Origin of the sequence: Gloeocapsa sp. PCC 7428, assembly GCF_000317555.1 — a bacterium.
Classification (GTDB): Bacteria; Cyanobacteriota; Cyanobacteriia; order Cyanobacteriales; family Chroococcidiopsidaceae; genus Chroogloeocystis.
Window position 1 is genome coordinate 185,602 of record NC_019746.1, and the last position, 18,865, is coordinate 204,466.

General features: G+C 41.7%; 7 protein-coding genes. 5 read left to right on the forward strand and 2 right to left on the reverse strand.

The window, feature by feature from the left end; all coding sequences use genetic code 11:
* The first annotated feature begins 30 nt into the window (after positions 1-30).
* The 5 genes from GLO7428_RS24595 (at position 31) to GLO7428_RS24615 (ending at position 16,572) form a co-directional block, all read left to right on the forward strand.
* The gene (locus GLO7428_RS24595; RefSeq protein WP_015191279.1) at positions 31-1,083 is read left to right on the forward strand and encodes an LLM class flavin-dependent oxidoreductase; all 1,053 of its coding nucleotides are present in this window, start codon (positions 31-33) and stop codon (positions 1,081-1,083) included.
* A 12-nt stretch (positions 1,084-1,095) separates the two neighbouring features.
* Positions 1,096-5,874, forward strand: coding sequence for a non-ribosomal peptide synthetase (locus tag GLO7428_RS24600; RefSeq protein ID WP_231295678.1), 4,779 nt, complete (start codon positions 1,096-1,098; stop codon positions 5,872-5,874).
* A gap of 104 nt (positions 5,875-5,978) precedes the next feature.
* Positions 5,979-13,748 (forward strand): non-ribosomal peptide synthetase, encoded by a 7,770-nt coding sequence (locus tag GLO7428_RS24605; protein ID WP_015191281.1) that lies wholly within the window; start codon positions 5,979-5,981, stop codon positions 13,746-13,748.
* An 87-nt stretch (positions 13,749-13,835) separates the two neighbouring features.
* Positions 13,836-15,047: a tyrosinase family protein gene (locus GLO7428_RS24610; RefSeq protein WP_015191282.1), complete on the forward strand. Its 1,212-nt coding sequence runs from the start codon at positions 13,836-13,838 to the stop codon at positions 15,045-15,047.
* 307 nt (positions 15,048-15,354) lie between these two features.
* Entirely contained in the window at positions 15,355-16,572 is a 1,218-nt protein-coding gene (locus GLO7428_RS24615; protein WP_041919533.1) for a TonB-dependent siderophore receptor, read from the forward strand.
* A gap of 14 nt (positions 16,573-16,586) precedes the next feature.
* On the opposite strand, the gene GLO7428_RS24620 is transcribed toward GLO7428_RS24615, so the two are convergent.
* Positions 16,587-17,696: a sucrase ferredoxin gene (locus GLO7428_RS24620; RefSeq protein ID WP_015191283.1), complete on the reverse strand. Its 1,110-nt coding sequence runs from the start codon at positions 17,694-17,696 to the stop codon at positions 16,587-16,589.
* An 84-nt stretch (positions 17,697-17,780) separates the two neighbouring features.
* Positions 17,781-18,659 (reverse strand): 2OG-Fe(II) oxygenase, encoded by an 879-nt coding sequence (locus GLO7428_RS24625; RefSeq protein WP_015191284.1) that lies wholly within the window; start codon positions 18,657-18,659, stop codon positions 17,781-17,783.
* Positions 18,660-18,865: the final 206 nt, after the last annotated feature.

Here is an 18,865-nt window from a genome sequence, read left to right on the forward strand (position 1 = left end):
GTTCGTCTCAAACCCTCACCAAACAATATCATGAAATTCAGCCTATTTTACTTCGACGGAGACGGTTCAGTTCTCCAACCAAACAAATACAAACTTCTGATCGAAAGCGCCAAATTCGCTGATCAAAACGGTTTCGCCGCGATTTGGACACCCGAACGTCACTTTCATGCTTTTGGTGGATTATACCCTAACCCCGCATTAACCAGCGCCGCCCTAGCAACGATCACCGATCGCATCCAACTCCGCGCCGGAAGCTTAGTCATACCATTACACGATCCGATCCGAGTAGCAGAAGAGTGGGCAGTTGTCGATAACCTTTCTAATGGTAGAGTAGCGATCGCCTTTGCTTCAGGATGGACAGTCGATGATTTTGTTTTAGCCCGCGACACTCACGCGCATCGTAAAGCGAATATGTGGCGTGGAATCAAACTTGTCCAGCAACTTTGGCGCGGTGACGCTGTTGATTTTCAAGACGCAACGGGTAAATCGTTTCAAGTCAAAACTTTACCAAAACCAATTCAACCCGAATTACCAATTTGGATCACTTGTCAATCGAATGAAACTTTTATTGAAGCCGGAAAGCTTGGTGCGAACGTATTAACATCTTTGCTGACAGGTTCATTAGAAAGTATTGTTCCCAAAATTAAATTGTATCGCGAATCGTTGCAAAAACACGGTCATAAGCCAGAGTCAAGAAAAGTGACGTTGATGATGCATACTTTTTTGGGGGATAACGTTAATACGGTTAAAGAGAAGGTACGGCGACCTTTTTGTAATTATTTAAAAACGCATTATGATTTGTTGGAAAATCTGGCGAAGGGAATGGGGTTGAATATTAGTATTAAGGATTTTTCTGAAGACGATCTTGATAGTTTGTTGCTGTTTGGTGTTGAAGGTTTTATGAAGGGAAGATCTTTGATTGGTACGCCGCAGATTTGTCGGAGTTTTGTTGAAGAAGTGCGACGGGCGGATGTGGATGAAATTGCTTGTTTGATTGATTTTGTGCAGGATTTTGATTATGTGATGGAGAGTTTATCTTATCTTAAGCAGTTGCAGGATATGGTTGTTTTGTCTGAGATTTGAAACGTAGACGCATTGGCGAAGCCTTCTCGCAGAGTAGCGGCTTGCCGCAGGCTACCGCAGAGACGCAGAGATCGCAGAGGTAAGAGATGGGGAGAGATTGTTGTAGAAATGATGGATGAGCGAGGATTTGATGATTTGAGTAAAAGAATTGCGGCGCTTTCTCCTGAGAAGCGATCGCGATTTGAACGGCAGTTGCAATTACGGAAATTGGCGATTGGTCGGCGTGAGAATATTGATGAGTTACCGATTTCTTTGGCACAGGAAAGATTGTGGTTTTTGCATCAGTTGGAGCCTGATAGTGCGGCTTATAATATTGCGATCGCCTGGCGATTTACGGGGGTATTGGATATTAGTATACTTGAGCGCTGTTTTGATACAATTGTGCAGCGTCATCACAGTTTGCGGACTGGTTTTGTGGCGATTGATGGTCAACCCCGTCAAGTAATTGTTGAAACTTCGATATCGTTACCTATTGTTGATTTGTCCGGTTTACCAGAGGCGATTCTTGATGCGGAAGTTGAAGATCTGGCGAAACAAGAAGCCCAACGCGCATTTGACTTGACGCAACCTCCTTTAATACGGTTAATGTTGCTTCGGCTGGCATCACAGAAGTTTGTTTTACTGCTTACATTACATCATCTGGTTGCTGATGGTTGGTCACGGGGTGTGATTCTCCGCGAATTAGCATCACTTTATCGCGCTTTTGTCAATGGTCAATCGGCGGATGTGTTGCCTGAATTACCGATTCAATATGTTGATTTTGCGGTTTGGCAACGGCGATGGTTGCAAGATAGTGAACTCACAGCACAACTTGCGTATTGGAAACAGCAGTTGCAAGATTTATCGGTGTTGGAGTTACCAACGAATCGCCCGCGTCTACCTGTTCCCACTTTTCGCAGTGCGACACAATCTGTCTACTTTTCTGCCGCATTGTCGCAAGCCCTCAAAGCTTTGAGTCGTCAGCAGGGCGTGACGCTGTTTATGTTACTCTTGGCGGCTTTTAAGGTGCTGTTGCATCGTTACACAGGGCAAAATGATATCGCCGTGGGTTCGCCGATTGCTAATCGTAATTGGGTAGAGGTTGAGCCATTAATTGGCTTTTTTGTCAATACGCTGGTGCTGCGGACAAATTTGGCGGGGAATCCTAAGTTTGATACTCTCCTTCAACGAGTGCGCGATGTCGCCGCAGGTGCTTATAAACACCAAGATTTACCGTTTGCCAAGCTTGTCGAAGAATTGCAACCGCAGCGCAGTCTTAGTCACAATCCGCTGTTTCAGGTGATGTTTCAGGTGCAAAATGAGGCGTATCAATTACAAAATGCGATCGCACCTGAATTAGCCATCCCTGGCTTACACTTAGAACAACAATGGATCGATTCTGGCACAACCAAGTTTGACATGACTTGGCATTTAGCTGAAAGATCCGATGGTATTTTGGCAGTTGTCGAATACAGTACAGATTTATTTGATGCAGATACAATCGCCCGTATGCTGCAACATTTTCAGGTATTACTTGTGGGTATTGTTGGTGATCCCCAGCAACGTCTTTCCGAATTACCAATTCTGAGCGATATTGAACAAAATCAAATTTTATTTGAATGGAACAAGACAACAATTGAGTATCCGTTACTCGGAATTCATCAATTATTTGAAGCACAAGTAGAACGCACACCCGATAATATTGCAGTTAGCTTTGAAAATCAACAACTTACCTATCGCGAACTCAATTGCAAAGCGAATCAACTAGCACATTACTTACGTTCTTTAGGTGTTAAGCCTGATGTTTTAGTAGGAATTTGCCTTCCTAGATCGTTAGAACTCGTCATTGGATTACTTGGAATTCTCAAAGCAGGTGGGGCATATGTTCCTATTGATCCAAAACTACCACGCGATCGCATCGAATATATCTTAAAAGATGCGCAAGTCTCAAGATTAATTTGTTCTCACTCCACTCAAATTACTGAGGCAATCTTAATTGATTCTGATAGGGATGCGATCGCACAATTTCCATCAACAAACCCTGATAATATGACAAGTGGGCAAAACCTTGCTTATGTTATTTACACTTCTGGCTCGACAGGTACACCTAAAGGCACATTACTAACGCATCAAGGATTGACAAACTACCTGAATTGGGCGATGACTGCTTACAATGTCGAACAAGGATGCGGTGCGCCAGTTCAATCCTCGATTGGCTTTGATGCGACAATTACCAGTCTTTACGCGCCGTTGCTGGTAGGAAAAACGGTTGTTTTAATCCCAGAAGATCGAGAAATTGAAATACTTGGTGCGTTACTAAGTGCGAATAGTCATTTTAGCTTGGTGAAATCGACACCAGCACATTTAGATATATTGAGTCAATTGTTAGCAGATAAACACAATTGGCAGTCTACCAACGCTTTTGTAGTTGGTGGTGATGCACTGTTAAAACATCATCTTGATTTCTGGTGCGATCGCGATCCTCGTGCAAAAATAATTAATGAATATGGACCCACGGAAACCGTTGTTGGCTGTTGTGTTTATGATGCAATATCTGTGGATAACATAGCGAATACGGTTCCTATCGGTCGTCCAATTGATAATATCCAACTTTATATTCTCGATCAATATTTGCAACCTGTTCCGGTTGGAATACCTGGTGAACTGTATATTGGTGGAATTAGTCTCGCGCGTGGTTATTTAAATAAACCAGAGTTAACCGCAGAGAAATTTATTCCCAACCCGTTTAATAGGGGAAATGCAATCGCAGAAAGTCGAATTTATAAAACGGGAGATTTAGCGCGGTATCGTGCTGATGGTAATATTGAATATTTAGGACGGTTAGATCGTCAAGTTAAAATTCGCGGCTTTCGTGTCGAACTCGCAGAAATTGAAACAATTCTTACCCAACATCCGCACATTCAACAAGCTGTTGCAACTGTACAGAATAATAGCGATCGCCAGCAGTTAATTGCTTATATCGTTTTACAGCCGGAAAGCAAAATTACTCATTCTGAAATTCGTCAATTTCTAGAATCAAAGCTTCCCGACTATATGATTCCCTCGGTTTTTGTGACATTACCAGCGTTGCCGCTAACAAATAACGGTAAAGTTGATCGGAAAGCTTTACCAACACCAGTATTCAATCAAATTAATGCAACAAAAACACCGCCATGTACAGCAAATGAGGCAACATTAGTTAAAATTTGGTCGGAAGTGTTAGGCGTAAGCGTAGGAATTCACGACAACTTTTTTGAACTCGGAGGCGATTCGATTCTTAGCATTCAAATCGTTGCGAAGGCAAATCAAATCGGGCTAAATCTAACTCCACGGCTATTATTTCAACATCAAACGATCGCTGCTTTAGCAACTGTTGCTAGCACAACACCACAAATTCAAGCACAACAGGGAATCGTTACAGGTAATGTACTATTAACACCGATTCAACATTGGTTTTTCGAGAATCATTCTGAATTACACCACTACAATCAATCGATTTTACTAGAAACTACACCGCTAAAATCTGAGTTGGTACGTACAACGTTGCAACAACTTTTGATTCATCATGATGCATTACGAATGCGATTTGTCAAGGATGATGGTTGGCAGCAGTTTTATACATTACCAGATCAAACAGCGCTTTGTATTGTAGATTTATCATTGGTTGCCGATCAACAAGCTGTTATTCATCAAATAAGCGCGCAAGCACAAAGGTGCCTCAATTTATCAAAATCACTGTTTCAATGCGTATTATTTAAGCGAGGTCAGCAGCACGACTCGTTACTATTTATTATCCATCATCTTGTGATTGATGGTATTTCGTGGCGGGTATTAATTGACGACTTTTTTGCTGCTTATCAGCAAGTTGAACGCGGCGAAAAACTTCAACTCCCAGCGAAAACAACCGCGTTTCAAGATTGGGGAAATCGTTTAGTTGACTATGCGCGATCGCCAGATATTTTAGCTGACTTAGAATATTGGGTAAATAATGTTTCGCAATCGGTAGCATTACCAGTTGATTATCCGATAACTCAAATTAATAACACGGCTACATCTGAGCAAATAATTACACTCAGTATCGAACAAACCCGCGCTTTATTAGAAGAAGTTCCTCGATACTACCACACTCAAATTAATGATATATTACTAACAGCAATCGTCCAAAGTTTTACTCAGTGGACAAATTCTAATACTTTACTATTAGATTTAGAAGGACACGGGCGCGAAGATTTATTTGCAGATGTCGATTTATCGCGAACTGTAGGATGGTTTACCATTATATTTTCCGTGCGATTAATATTAAACGATCGCCATCCGGCAACAGCATTAAAATCAATCAAAGAGCAACTACGTCAAATTCCACATAACGGAATTAGCTACGGCTTACTACGCTACCTCACAAACGATCAGCAAGTGCGATCGCGTTTACAAAACTTACCAGCAGCCGAAGTAAAATTCAACTATCTAGGGCAAATCGATAATTCTATTGCTAACTTCATAAAATCACCCGTCAGCAACCAACGCAGCCGCTTCAATAACCGTTGCTACAAACTCGAAATCAACGGATGGATTGCCGAAGATAAACTGCAATTGAGTTGGAATTATAACCCCAGTATTCACACATCAACAACGATCGCACGTTTAACGCAAACATTCGCATCCGCGATCGCCAATATTATTACACACTGCCAATCACCCCAAGCAGGAGGTTACACACCCTCAGACTTCGCCGCCGCCAAACTCACCCAAAAACAACTCGACAAACTCATCACCAAAATCAAACCAACCAAGGGGAAACAAGGAAATCGGTAATTGGTAAATAAAAAGTCTAGTTTCTCTCACCTTATACCTCCCAACCTCTCCTCTCTGTGTTCTCTGCGCCTCTGTGGTTCGTTTCCTAAAAACTACAACCCAACATGACAGACATTATCGACATCTACGAATTATCTCCCATGCAACAGGGGATGCTGTTTCATTCACTCTACACCCCTGACGGAGTCTACTTTGAACAACGCAGTTGCTGCATCAAAAACCTCAACCTCAACGCCTTCAAACAAGCATGGCAACAAGTCATCAATCGCCATTCCGTCTTACGCAGCGCTGTTTATTGGGAAGAAGCCGAAAAGCCGCTGCAAGTTGTTTACCAGCAAGTTGAACTTCCGTGGATTGAATTGAATTGGCAAAACTTAACACCACCGCAACAACAACAGCAACTCGAAATTTTTCTTCAACAAGATCGCGATCGCTCTTTTGACTTCAATTCTCCCCCATTGATGCGCTGCGCGACAATCCAGGTGCAACCAGATGCTTATTACTTCGTTTGGAGTCATCATCACATCCTAATGGATGGCTGGTGTAATGCACTTTTGCTCAAAGAAGTTTTAGCGTTTTATCAAGCCGCGTGTCAGCAGCAATCGCTATTTATACCACCAGCCCCACCGTATCGTAATTATATCGAGTGGTTACAACAACAAGATTCTGTAGCCGCAGAAGCCTATTGGCGGCGATATTTGGCGAATTTCACCACACCTACGCGCTTGAGTGTTAACCTGCAAACAACAGCGTCGCCATCACACCGCGAACAAGTTCAATTATCTGCAACTGTTACCAAGGCGCTACAAAATTTAGCACAACAGCATCGCCTAACTTTGAATACGATTGTACAAGGCGCGTGGGCGCTGATTTTGAGTCGTTACAGTGGTGAAATGGATGTTGTCTTTGGCGCAACAGTATCAGGGCGATCGCCTGATATTATCGATGTAGAATCGATTATTGGATTGTTTATTAATACTATCCCTGTGCGTGTTCAGGTGGCTGCGGATGCAAAGTTATTGCCGTGGTTACAGCAATTGCAAGCCCAGCAACTTGACAGTCAATCGTTTGCTTACACTGCTTTAGTTGATATCCAGCAGTGGAGCGATCTACCAAATGGTACGCCACTGTTTGAAAGTTTGGTTGTCTTTGAAAACTATCCGGTATCGCTAGAGACAATCTTACAACAATGGAGCGATTTACACATCAGTCAAGCGCAAGGATTTGAACGTACTAACTATCCGCTGACGCTAACAGCTATTCCTGGCGATCGCTTATCGTTACAAATTGACAGTAATGGCAATGATAGTAGTATTCACGCTATTATAGCACATTTACAAACACTTTTAACGGCGATCGCAAATAATCCGCAACAACGTTTATGTGACTTGCCGTTGTTAACGGATGCTGAACAGCAGTTATTGATGCAATGGAATGATACAGAAGTTAATTACGCTAATGTTACTCGCCCCCTAAATCCCCCACTTGTGGGGGACTTTGAAAGGTTTGGTTTCCCTCAGAATTGGGGGGCTGGGGAGGCTGAGGGGGCAAATCATCAACGCCATTTTATTTACGTCCATACTTTATTTGAGCAGCAAGTCGAACGAACTCCAGATGCGATCGCTGTTGTTGGCAAACAACAGTTAACTTACCAAGAATTGAACGCTAGAGCAAATCAGCTAGCGTATTATTTACGTAGTATTGGTGTCAAACCTGATACTATAGTCGGACTTTGTGTCGAACGTTCTTCCGAAATGATCGTCGGGTTACTGGGGATTCTCAAAGCAGGTGCCGCCTATCTTCCCCTCGATCCGAAGTATCCGCAAGCACGCTTGGCGTATATGCTAGAAGATGCTCAAGTATCTGTATTAGTTTACACAACAATAGAAAAAAATTGGCAAGTTCCGAAGGGCGTTGATCTTGATTCGGACTGGGAGGCGATCGCACAATATGATTGCGACAATCCGGTTAGTGTCACCGATGCCGAAAACTTGGCGTATGTGATTTACACATCAGGTTCCACCGGAAAACCTAAAGGAGTGATGATTCCCCATCGGGCGCTGACAAACTATACATTATTTGCAGCCCAGGAATTTGGTTTAACGCTGGGAGAACGTATTTTACAATTTGCTTCGATTAGTTTTGACGTTGCGGCGGAGGAAATTTATCCGTGTTTGACGCATGGCGGTACATTGGTGTTGCGTGATGATGACTGGATTGCGTCAGCAAAGGCATTGATCGGATTGTGCAATGAATATCAAATCACCATCTTAGATTTACCTACCGCCTACTGGCAACAACTGACCCGACAAATTGTTGCAGAATCCCTCTGCTTACCGAGATGTCTGCGACTGACGATTATTGGTGGTGAAGCAGCATCACCAGATTGTATTGCTTTGTGGCTGCATCATACAAATCATACACGTTTACTTAATGCTTACGGTCCCACCGAAACCACAATTTCCAGTACCTATTGGGAAGTTGACGATGTACTTGCAATTCCCATCGGTAAACCCATTGCCAATACTCAAGTATACGTTCTCAATTCGCAATTATTACCGGTTCCCATTGGCGTACCAGGAGAATTATATCTTGGCGGAGTGGGTGTAGCACGCGGCTATCTTCATCAACCCGAATTAACTGCTGAAAAATTTATTCCGAATCCATTTGTAGAAGGCAAGAGGCGAGAGGCGAGAGGCAAGAGGCAACAGTTAGAAGAGAATTCAGATAAATCCTATAGTAGTCGGATTTATAAAACAGGCGATCGCGTCCGCTACCGCGAAGATGGTAATTTAGAATTTATCGATCGCATTGATACCCAAGTCAAAATTCGCGGCTTTCGCGTTGAACTCGGCGAAATTGAAACTCTCCTTCATCAACACCCCGCAATTCAAACCGCTGTCGTCACCCAAGTCACTACAAACGATGATAGCCGCCTCATTGCCTATGTTGTCCCCATTCCCAATTACCAACTACCCGTTACCCCTTCCCAACTCCACACTTTCCTCTCCCAACATCTCCCCGCTTACGCCATCCCATCCCAATTTATTACGCTTGAATCGCTACCGCTAACACCCAACGGCAAAATTGACCGCAAAGCTTTACCGACTCCAGAATATATATCATCGCAGTCATTAATCCTTCCACGTACTGCAACCGAGGAAATACTGACGGGCATTTGGTTAGAAGTACTGAATTTAACACAAATCAGTATCAATGATAATTTCTTTGAACTCGGCGGACATTCATTGTTAGCAACTCGCGTGATTTCGCAAATAAGACAAGCATTTGCAATCGAGTTACCGTTGCGACAACTGTTTGAAAAGCCGACAATTGCTCAACTTGCACCAGAAATTGATGCAGCGATCGGAATCAACACAATCGCACCTCCAATTTTACCTGTTTCGCAGCAGGAATTACCGTTATCTTTCGCGCAACAACGGTTGTGGTTCTTATCGCAACTCGAACCTGATAGTCCTGATTATAATCTTGCTGCCGCAGTTCAGATTACTGGCTTATTAAATATCGATGCTTTAACTCAAAGCTTTAATGAAATTATTGATCGGCATCAAACTTTACGTACCGCCTTTGTAGCTTTTGATGGACAAGCACGACAAATTATTCATCCCACAACTTCTATAGATTTGCCTATCATCGATTTGAGTGGAATTGATGCATCGACGCAAGCAGGAGAAATCAAACGAATTGCAGATCGCGAGTCGCAACAACCGTTTAGTTTAGATCGCAGCCCTCTACTACGAGTCAAAATTGTTCATCTCGGCGATACGCATCACGTCATGCTGCTAACGCTACATCACATCGTTGCCGATGGGTGGTCAATTGGGATTTTAGTCCGCGAATTAGCCGTATTATATCCGGCATTTTGTCAAGGAAAGCGATCGCCTTTACCAGAATTATCGATTCAATACGCAGATTTTGCAGCATGGCAACGTCAATGGCTACAAGGTGAAATTTTAGAACGTCAACTATCCTACTGGAAAGTGCAATTGCAAGATGCACCGAGTTTACTCGAATTACCAACTGATTATCCACGTCCGGCGGTACAGAGTTGGCAAGGAGGTAGTTACACTTTTCAACTTTCACCCGAATTAACCGCGCAGTTGAAACGTTTGAGTCAGCAATCGGGCTGTACGCTGTTTATGACGCTACTCGCTGCATTCCAAACGTTGTTATATCGTTACACTGATAGCGAAGATATTGTTGTTGGTAGTGCGATCGCTAACCGCAATCGTGCCGAAATAGAACCATTAATTGGCTTTTTTGTCAATACATTAGCCCTGCGGACAGATTTATCAGGAAATCCTACATTTGAAGAGTTATTGCATCGCGTCCGCGAGGTAACTTTAGGGGCTTACGCACATCAAGATTTACCCTTTGAACAACTTGTTGATACGCTTCAACCACAGCGCTCATTAAGTTACAATCCGCTGTTTCAGGTGATGTTTGTTTTACAAACAGCGATCGCAGATTTAGAAATTGCGGGTTTGTCGTGGAGTATTATAGCACAAGAGCGCCAAACTGCTAAGTTTGATTTAACACTATCGATTGAGGAAACCGCAACCGCGTTGCAAGGAGTTTTGGAATATCGTCAAGATTTGTTCCAAAGCGCAACCATCGAACGTATGACGAAGCATTTGGAAATTTTGTTAGATGCGATTGTATCAGATCCTGAACAGCAAATTTCGCAATTTAATTTTCTCACTGACTCAGAATTACAGCAAGTACTCGTTGACTGGAATCAAACGCAAGTTGATTACCCGCAAATGTGCGTACATGAGTTATTTGCAGCCCAAGCGATGCAGAATCAGGATGCGATCGCATTAGTATGGAAAAATCAGCAACTCAGCTATCAACAATTAAACACCCAAGCCGATCAACTTGCCCAACAACTACGCAATTTAGGAGTAAAATCAGAAACACGAGTCGGTATTTGCTTAGAACCCTCATTAGAAGTTATCATCGGCATTCTAGCTATTCTTAAAGCAGGTGGAACTTACGTACCTCTCGATCCACAACTTCCGTCTGCACGTTTAAATTTTATATTAGAAGATGCACAAGTATCAATTCTTTTGCACGGTTTTCAGTGCGGTAGTTGGGATATAGAAGTTATTCGCAATACTGAATTTTTAAATTCTAATACACCTACTCCCGACCAAATTGCTTATATCATGTACACCTCTGGTTCTACCGGAATTCCCAAAGGTGTTTGTGTAACGCATCGCGGCATCATTCGCTTAGTTATTAATAGCAACTACGTTGATTTGAACTCATCAGAAATTTTACTCCAAGCCGCACCTTTATTATTTGATGCTTCCACATTTGAAATATGGGGCGCTTTACTCAACGGCGGAAGATTAATTCTTTTACCTACGCAACAGCCTTCACTCGATGAGTTAGCAAAAACCATCGCAACACACCATATCTCAACACTGTGGCTAACTACAGGCTTATTTTATCTAATGGTCGATGAACAACTACAAAGTTTCAAATCAGTCCGACAATTGTTAGCTGGTGGTGATGTTTTATCTGCCGTTCATGTTCATAAATTACAACAAGCGCATCCAAATTGTCAAGTAATTAATGGTTATGGACCTACTGAAAATACAACATTTACGTGTTGCTATCCTGTTCCCCAAAATCATGTGCCAACACAACCGATACCGATAGGTTATCCGATACCAAATACGTATGTTTATGTATTAGATAAACATCTGCAATTTGTACCGATAGGTGTTCATGGCGAGTTGTGTGTTAGTGGTGATGGCTTAGCGTTGGGTTATCTCAATCAACCTGAATTAACCGCGCAAAAATTTCTACCCAATCCTTTTAACTTCAACTTAAAAAGCCAGCGGCAATTAAGGATTTATAAAACAGGCGATCGCGTTCGTTATCGTGCGGATGGTACAATTGAATATCTCGGTCGTTTAGACAATCAAGCTAAAATTCGCGGCTTCCGCGTTGAACTTGGAGAAATTGAAACCACTTTATGTCAACATCCAGATGTGAAAGCAGCGGTGGTGATTCCACAGCAAGATGCACCAAATAAACGTTTGATTGCTTACGTTGTTTCCGATTCTCAACTTGATTTAGATCTACGCAGCTTTTTAGCAGACAAACTTCCCGAATATCTCATTCCGGCGCTGTTTGTGCAATTAGAAACGTTACCCATTACACCCAATGGTAAAGTTGATCGCACAGCGCTTCCTTTACCTAAAATTTCACCTCCGGTTGATAAAAATGCGCTACCAACCACAGCGATTCAAGCAACACTTGCACAAATTTGGCAATCAATTTTAAAAGTTGAACAAGTCGGAATTCACGATAACTTTTTTGGGTTGGGTGGTGATTCTATCCTCGCGATTCAAATTGTCAGTCGGGCGCAGCAAGCTGGTATTCAAATTACACCAAAACAGCTATTTCAACATCAAACTATTGCTGAATTAGCAGATGTTGCTACATCAATATCAAAGACGGCTGAACAAGGTATTGTCACCGGATATTCACCTCTGACTCCGATTCAACATTGGTTTTTTGAGCAAAAGTTAACAAATCCACATCACTTCAATCAAGCAGTTTTCCTTGATGCCAAAACAAAGCTAAATCTAGAGTGGTTAATTCAAGCTGTACAACAGTTAATCTTACACCACGATGCTTTGCGATCGCGTTTTGTGCAAACTGAATCTGGCTGGCAACAATTTTACACTTCACCCAACGATGAAGCATTAGTAACTCATTTTGACCTTTCTGCAATACCCGAAGCTAGTCAAGCATCTGTAATTTCTACGATTGCTAACCAAGTTCAAACCAGTCTAAACTTCTCAACAGGTCCATTAGTCAGAGTTGCTTTATTTGAGCTAGGCAACCAAAATTGTTTATTATTTGTTATTCATCATCTTGTAGTTGATGGGGTTTCTTGGCGAATTTTATTAGAAGATTTTGAAACAGTTTATCAGCAAATCAGTAATGGAGAAATTCAACTTCCGCTCAAAACCACTTCCTTTAAACAATGGGCGGAAGCTTTAATAGAATATGCTAAATCTATTGAACTTCACTTTGAAAATGATCCAATGATGCAGGATAAATTACCTGTAGACTATGTCACAAGTGAAAATGCGATCGCAACATCTCAACAAGTTGCCGTTACTCTATCTTCAGAATATACACAAGTGTTGTTGAAAGATGTACCCCAAGTTTATAACACGCAAATCAATGATGTTTTGCTAACAACTTTATTACGAACCTTTGCCCAGTGGACAGGTAACAATTCCCTTAGAGTTGATGTTGAGGGACACGGTAGAGTAGAACTATTTGAGGATTTAGATTTATCGCGAACCGTCGGTTGGTTTACAACACTGGTTCCCATACAACTAACGCAAGCTGATGATTTTGTAGCGACTTTGTTATCTATTAAAGAGCAGATAAAACTACCTAACCAAGGAATTGATTATGGTATCTCTCACTATCTCCAAAACTCTAATAATATACTACAAGCTGAAGTCAGTTTTAATTACTTAGGACAAATTGATACTTTACTAGCAACATCAAATTTATTTGAACTTAGAGAACAATCTCCTGGAGTTACTCAAGACCCAAGTTCACAAAGATACTATTTAATAGAAATTAACGCATCAGTCGTTCAAGGACAACTTAAGTTGATTTGGACTTACAGTCGCCATTATCACGAATCAACCATTGCCAATCTAGCACAACAGTATTTAGAAATACTCATGCAATTCCTCAATCATTGTTTAGCACAAAAAGCAAAAGGCGAATACCTATCTGAATTCTCACTAGCACAACTCAAACAAAACCAACTTGACAATATTTTAGCTCAAGTAGAATTTGAACTTTAAAAAATCATAAATTCTCCATAAAAATACCTCCCAATCTCTTTCTCTGCGATCTCTGTGTCTCTGCGGTTCGTTATAAAAGTAATTCTTATGAAGTTTCTTCGCCGAATTAAAAAAACGTCATTAATATTATTTACACTGATTGCGATCGCAACCGCTGCACTGATCTTAATTCTTCATCTTCAAAACTCCCACTCCTATCACCCACCATCCCCAACCGCAACAGTTCCACCATCAGTTTACCCATCACCTGCTACCAATTCATCAAATTTGCGAGTCCGCAAGAGTGTAGTACAACTTACATCAGCCGAGAAAACAGCATTTATCCAAGCATTAAAAACCTTAAAAAATACTATTTCTCCAGATAGCAATCTGAGTGTTTACGACCAATTTGTATTGCAACACGTCTTAACGATGGGATTTCAAAAGCGCTTAGGCGCAACAGGTCCCGCCCAAGGTAATCCAGCCCACAGTCAACCCGCATTTTTACCTTGGCATCGTCAATTTCTATGGCAATTTGAACAAGAGTTACAAAAGATCGACCCTACAGTAACAATACCTTATTGGGATTGGACTGATACCCAAGCATTAGAAGCCATACTACAACCCGATTTTTTAGGAAATTCGGGTCAAGGCGTTACCGTTAATATATCGAATCAAAGTTATACCGGTGGCGTTGTTTCTTCTGAAATATTTACCGATTGGAAACTCAATGAAAACATTCATTTTGACCCAATCAACATGACTTCGTTAGGGACAAAGCTGCTACGATTTGTTGGAATGCCACCATGCAATCAGTATCCCATGTCGCCATCGGCAGTAAATCAACTTCTGAGTATCAACAACTACGAAGTTTTTAACGCACTGATTGAAGGTGCATTGGTATTAAATAACAAAAATGAATATTTTGAGGGATGGACATTACACGCCTGCGCGCATTCGATCATTGGCGGTAGCATCGTCGATAAAGATAGCCCCATGCGTCAAACTCGTATTTTAGGGACGATGGATAGTATTCCGAGTTCTCCCTACGATCCGATTTTTTGGCTGAATCATGCCAATGTAGATCGCCTTTGGGCAAAATGGCAAGATCAAGGTCATACTGGTGAGAGTTTTTATCCAAAATCCGGTGTACCCTTTGGACACAATCTGCACGACCCGATGTGGCCCTGGGATGGTGGATTATCCCAACCTGGTAATTATGGCTTGGGAAATATCAGATCGATGCTGAAAAAAACAAATGTTGTTGTCACGCCCGCAGATGTACTGAATTATCGAAAGCTGGGCTATGGCTATGAATAAAGGGATCAGGAAATAATAATAACAAAAATAGTAATAAATGTTTTTCTCATAAGATTTGTTGTATATAAATACCGAAGAGAAAGTTTTAGAGTTTTTAGTACAGAAAACTAATTGAACGAAAGAACATACCAATGTCAATAAAATACATTCTCAAAACAATTCTTGCTACCTGCTCAATAACAGTGACTAATTTTCTTTTATCACTAACATCTCAACCTATATTAGCTAATCCGAGAAACCTAGAAACTTTGAGGATTTCACATCCGACCATCGCCCCCGATTGGTCATCTATGGGAAAGTCTCTATTTTGCCAATCCATCAACAGATTATTGAGCTTGATCGCTCTTCTCAAGTGTTGAAACCTAATAATTGGACAGTGACTAACTCGTTTCGTGCAGCTTACATTGCTTGGGATGAGACTAAGAATTTATCAGTATCTCACCGACAAGAGCAACGAGAAACTGAACGATATTTCGATTACGGCGAGTTTCCTTTAGAAGAGTTTTACAATTTGAGTTTATCTACAATTCAGGAATTTCAAAGTGGAACTTTAGAACAAGAAACGACAATAGGAATAGAAGTTAATAAAAATATTTTTCTCCTCTCTGGTGAAGGAATTGAGTCAACTTCTGTACCCCAGAAATTTGCTAATTTTGCGCTACCCAGTCCTTATTTAGAGAAGGATTTTGTTAGTAGAAAGAACTATTTAGGTTTATTTATCGAATCTGAAATGAATTGGGGCGATCGCTTGTCTTTAAATTTTGAAGGAACTTTAGATTTAGTGATTGACGATACGACAGATCTTCCTGAGCTAGCTTTCGTCGAACCAATTGAAAATAATAATTTTTATCCAGAAATTTCCTTAGACTATCAGCTTACCGATAGCATTTGGCTGTTTGCGAGTTGGGAATACGCTGCTGAACCGATTGCGGGAAGTGATGCGAGAAATCGACCCTTGCAACCCGAAGTCTCTCAAGGATTAGAATTAGGAATCGAAACCGAATTGAGTAAAAACTGGCTAGCAACGATTTCTTTTTATCGCGGAACACAAAATAATATTACTACCAACGACCCGAACGAACCAGACTTTGATTTACAAATAAATGAGCAATCTAGCCAATCGTGGACAGGCGAACTTAGGGGAGAAATAACTCCTGGTTGGTGGGTATACGGGTTTTATACCTACACCGATGCAAAGGTGACTGAAGATGAGGAAATTCCAGTCGGGAATCGCGTCGAAGGGGTAGCACGTCATAGCAGTGGTTTCTGGACTAGCTATGCAATTACTCACGGTGCATGGCAAGGTTGGGGTTTGGGTGGGGGGATTTTGGTCAATGGTTCTCGCCCTGGAGATACAGCGAATAGTGTAACTTTGTCTAGTTACGTGCAAACTGATGCCGCGATTTTTTACTCGCAAGAGCATTTTAAAGCAGCACTCAGCGTGCAAAATTTATTCAATGCTGGGGTAGATGATGATGCGGTAACACCGCGATCGCTTTTTGCTACGGTATGGTTTCAGTTTTAATTGACGACAGCATTCTAACTGTCTTTAATAGCTTGCTTGCCTAGAACGACTTTGTTGAGTTCGGTAACTTGGTACTGATTCACAGGAACTAACTGCATATTAGTATCAGAGCGAATCGCTGTCATGATTTGACCGCTGATTTCGACCCGCGCTTCATAATAGCCGGATAATCCTAAATGCGGTGCAGTAAAATCAAGGCGTACTTTTGCCCAATGTGCGTCTTGTTGCGATCGCGCTAACCACAACTGCAAGCGTTTCGCCGGAATTGGTTGTAGAATCTTACGCAATAAACCTCGCGATGCGGTTTCGCCCAACTGCACAATCTGCCCGTGCTTCTCAAATTCTAGCCAATTCCAGCCTTCGCGCATCCAAATTTCGCGTTCCGCGATTTGTTCAAACTTCTTTACACCTGCCCAACCGCGATAATATTTATATAACTCAGCCACCGCACCCTGACGATGTATAAGCGTATCTAAAATTTCGGGTTCGAGGTGTCCCCAGTAATGTCCTTGCGGTAAGTCTACTAATGTTGGAGCATATTGATGTCCGCCAAAGTGACTACATCGCCAAACGCGCAAATCTTCGCTAGAATTCTTAGCGTATCGACCGAGTTGTTTGTAAATCGGAAAGCCAAACCGCGCGCAGGCGGCATCAACATTCCCGTGCGTACAAACTAAAATATCTCTAGTTGAATAACTCTGACGATATCGTTCAAAGGCTTCTAGCTCATTCGGCTGCTGGATAATCTGGTGTAAAATTGCGATCGCTAACCGCGTACTCTCTACGGTGGGAACCAAATATTCTTGTTTGGTAAATTCACTGAAAAACTGCTGTGTTTTGTGGTAATATAATATACGAGTGTATCCAGGTTGCGAATACTCGCGTTCAGGCGCGATCGCGATCGCTTTCAGCTTAATGCCATGATTCAGTATCAGCTTGCGAATAAGCTTGAATATCGGTTGCGTCTGCGGATTTTCTGCGAGTAATTGTGGCGACCAAGGTTGCGGAATCTCCATAATCAGCCAATGATCAGCATAACTTGCCGAACCAATTGGGTCTTCGCCATTCGCCCTAGAAACTTCTGAACAAAATCGACACTCGGACGGTAGAGTTGAAATTGACATGATAATAGTAGAGGATGGTAATGGGTAATGGGTAATTGTTTAAAGACTATTTGCCATTCACTACTTCCTACTGCCCACTCTCTATCATCGTCTCACCCAGCCATTAATTGTAAAGCGACTATCGATAAAAGCTTGGGATGGACATTGAATTGGGCGGACTTCATGCATATAACGACTGAGAAAAAAGACAACAGTATTATTTTCAGGCTCAACGACTTTGAATGTATTTGCTTTAATGTAGCGGTTGTTGCGAACTTCGCTGTCATAAATGACTAATTCTCCGCCAGTGTAGGGTTTTGGTTGACGATGAAAATAGTATACGTATGTCAGTTCGCGGCTAGCAGTGTTAGGACTACCGTTATCGTTGTGAACTTTGTAAAAGTGTTGATCGTTGTGCGCAGTGAGTTGTGCCTCGATTTTAGATATGGGAAAAGGTTCGACTCCAAATATTTTTAAGATCTTTGGCGTATAAGCTGCAACTTTTTGTGTAATGAGTTGCACAAATTCTGGAAAATTGTGTAAAACAAGTGACTTGCGATAGTTGTCTGCTTGTGTCGAGGTACTCGTTGGCACAAAATCAGCTTCGCGCTGGACAACGTATTCTAGTAAACGCTGATTTTCTGCGGGACTCAAAAAATTTTTAATCTGAAAATAGTCTGATGCTACGATATGGCGATCGCGCTGCTGTGGCGTATGTTGCGCAATCTTCAGCGGTGGTTTGGTAATTAATCCTACAAGGCGATCGCTTGCAAAGGTTAACATCGCATTGCCATTGTCAATCGGAATCTGGAAAAGCTGCTTCGGGCGTGCTTCTCGCATCATCGTCTCGCAAAGTTCCTGAAGTAACAAATTATCTGCATTGACAGTATATTCTTTGCCTCCCGCAAGCAAAATTGTTACTGCAAGTTCACTCGGCTGCTTTGCGTGCGTCAATAATTCGCTTGTATACCTATTGCCTTTCATTTTTGTTGCTACTTGTCAAAATTGAATGAAAATATTTCTCAATTATCTATGAAATCTAACGAACATCATGTACAATTCATGATTAATTCTACATTGACTAACAAGTGAGTCGTAGGCTGTCAAACAGCTTATCTGCAAAGCTTTCAGTGAAGTGTAGCATTTTAATACTTTTTTTTGCCGTTTAGTAGAAATCCTAGTTAGTCTTA

Bases quoted from the DNA above. Each gene is read 5' to 3' on its own strand.
- GLO7428_RS24595 (WP_015191279.1), top strand. From the start codon at position 31: ATGAAATTCAGCCTATTTTACTTCGACGGAGACGGTTCAGTTCTCCAA.
- GLO7428_RS24605 (WP_015191281.1), top strand. From the start codon at position 5,979: ATGACAGACATTATCGACATCTACGAATTATCTCCCATGCAACAGGGG.
- GLO7428_RS24610 (WP_015191282.1), top strand. From the start codon at position 13,836: ATGAAGTTTCTTCGCCGAATTAAAAAAACGTCATTAATATTATTTACA.
- GLO7428_RS24620 (WP_015191283.1), bottom strand. From the start codon at position 17,696: ATGTCAATTTCAACTCTACCGTCCGAGTGTCGATTTTGTTCAGAAGTT.
- GLO7428_RS24625 (WP_015191284.1), bottom strand. From the start codon at position 18,659: ATGAAAGGCAATAGGTATACAAGCGAATTATTGACGCACGCAAAGCAG.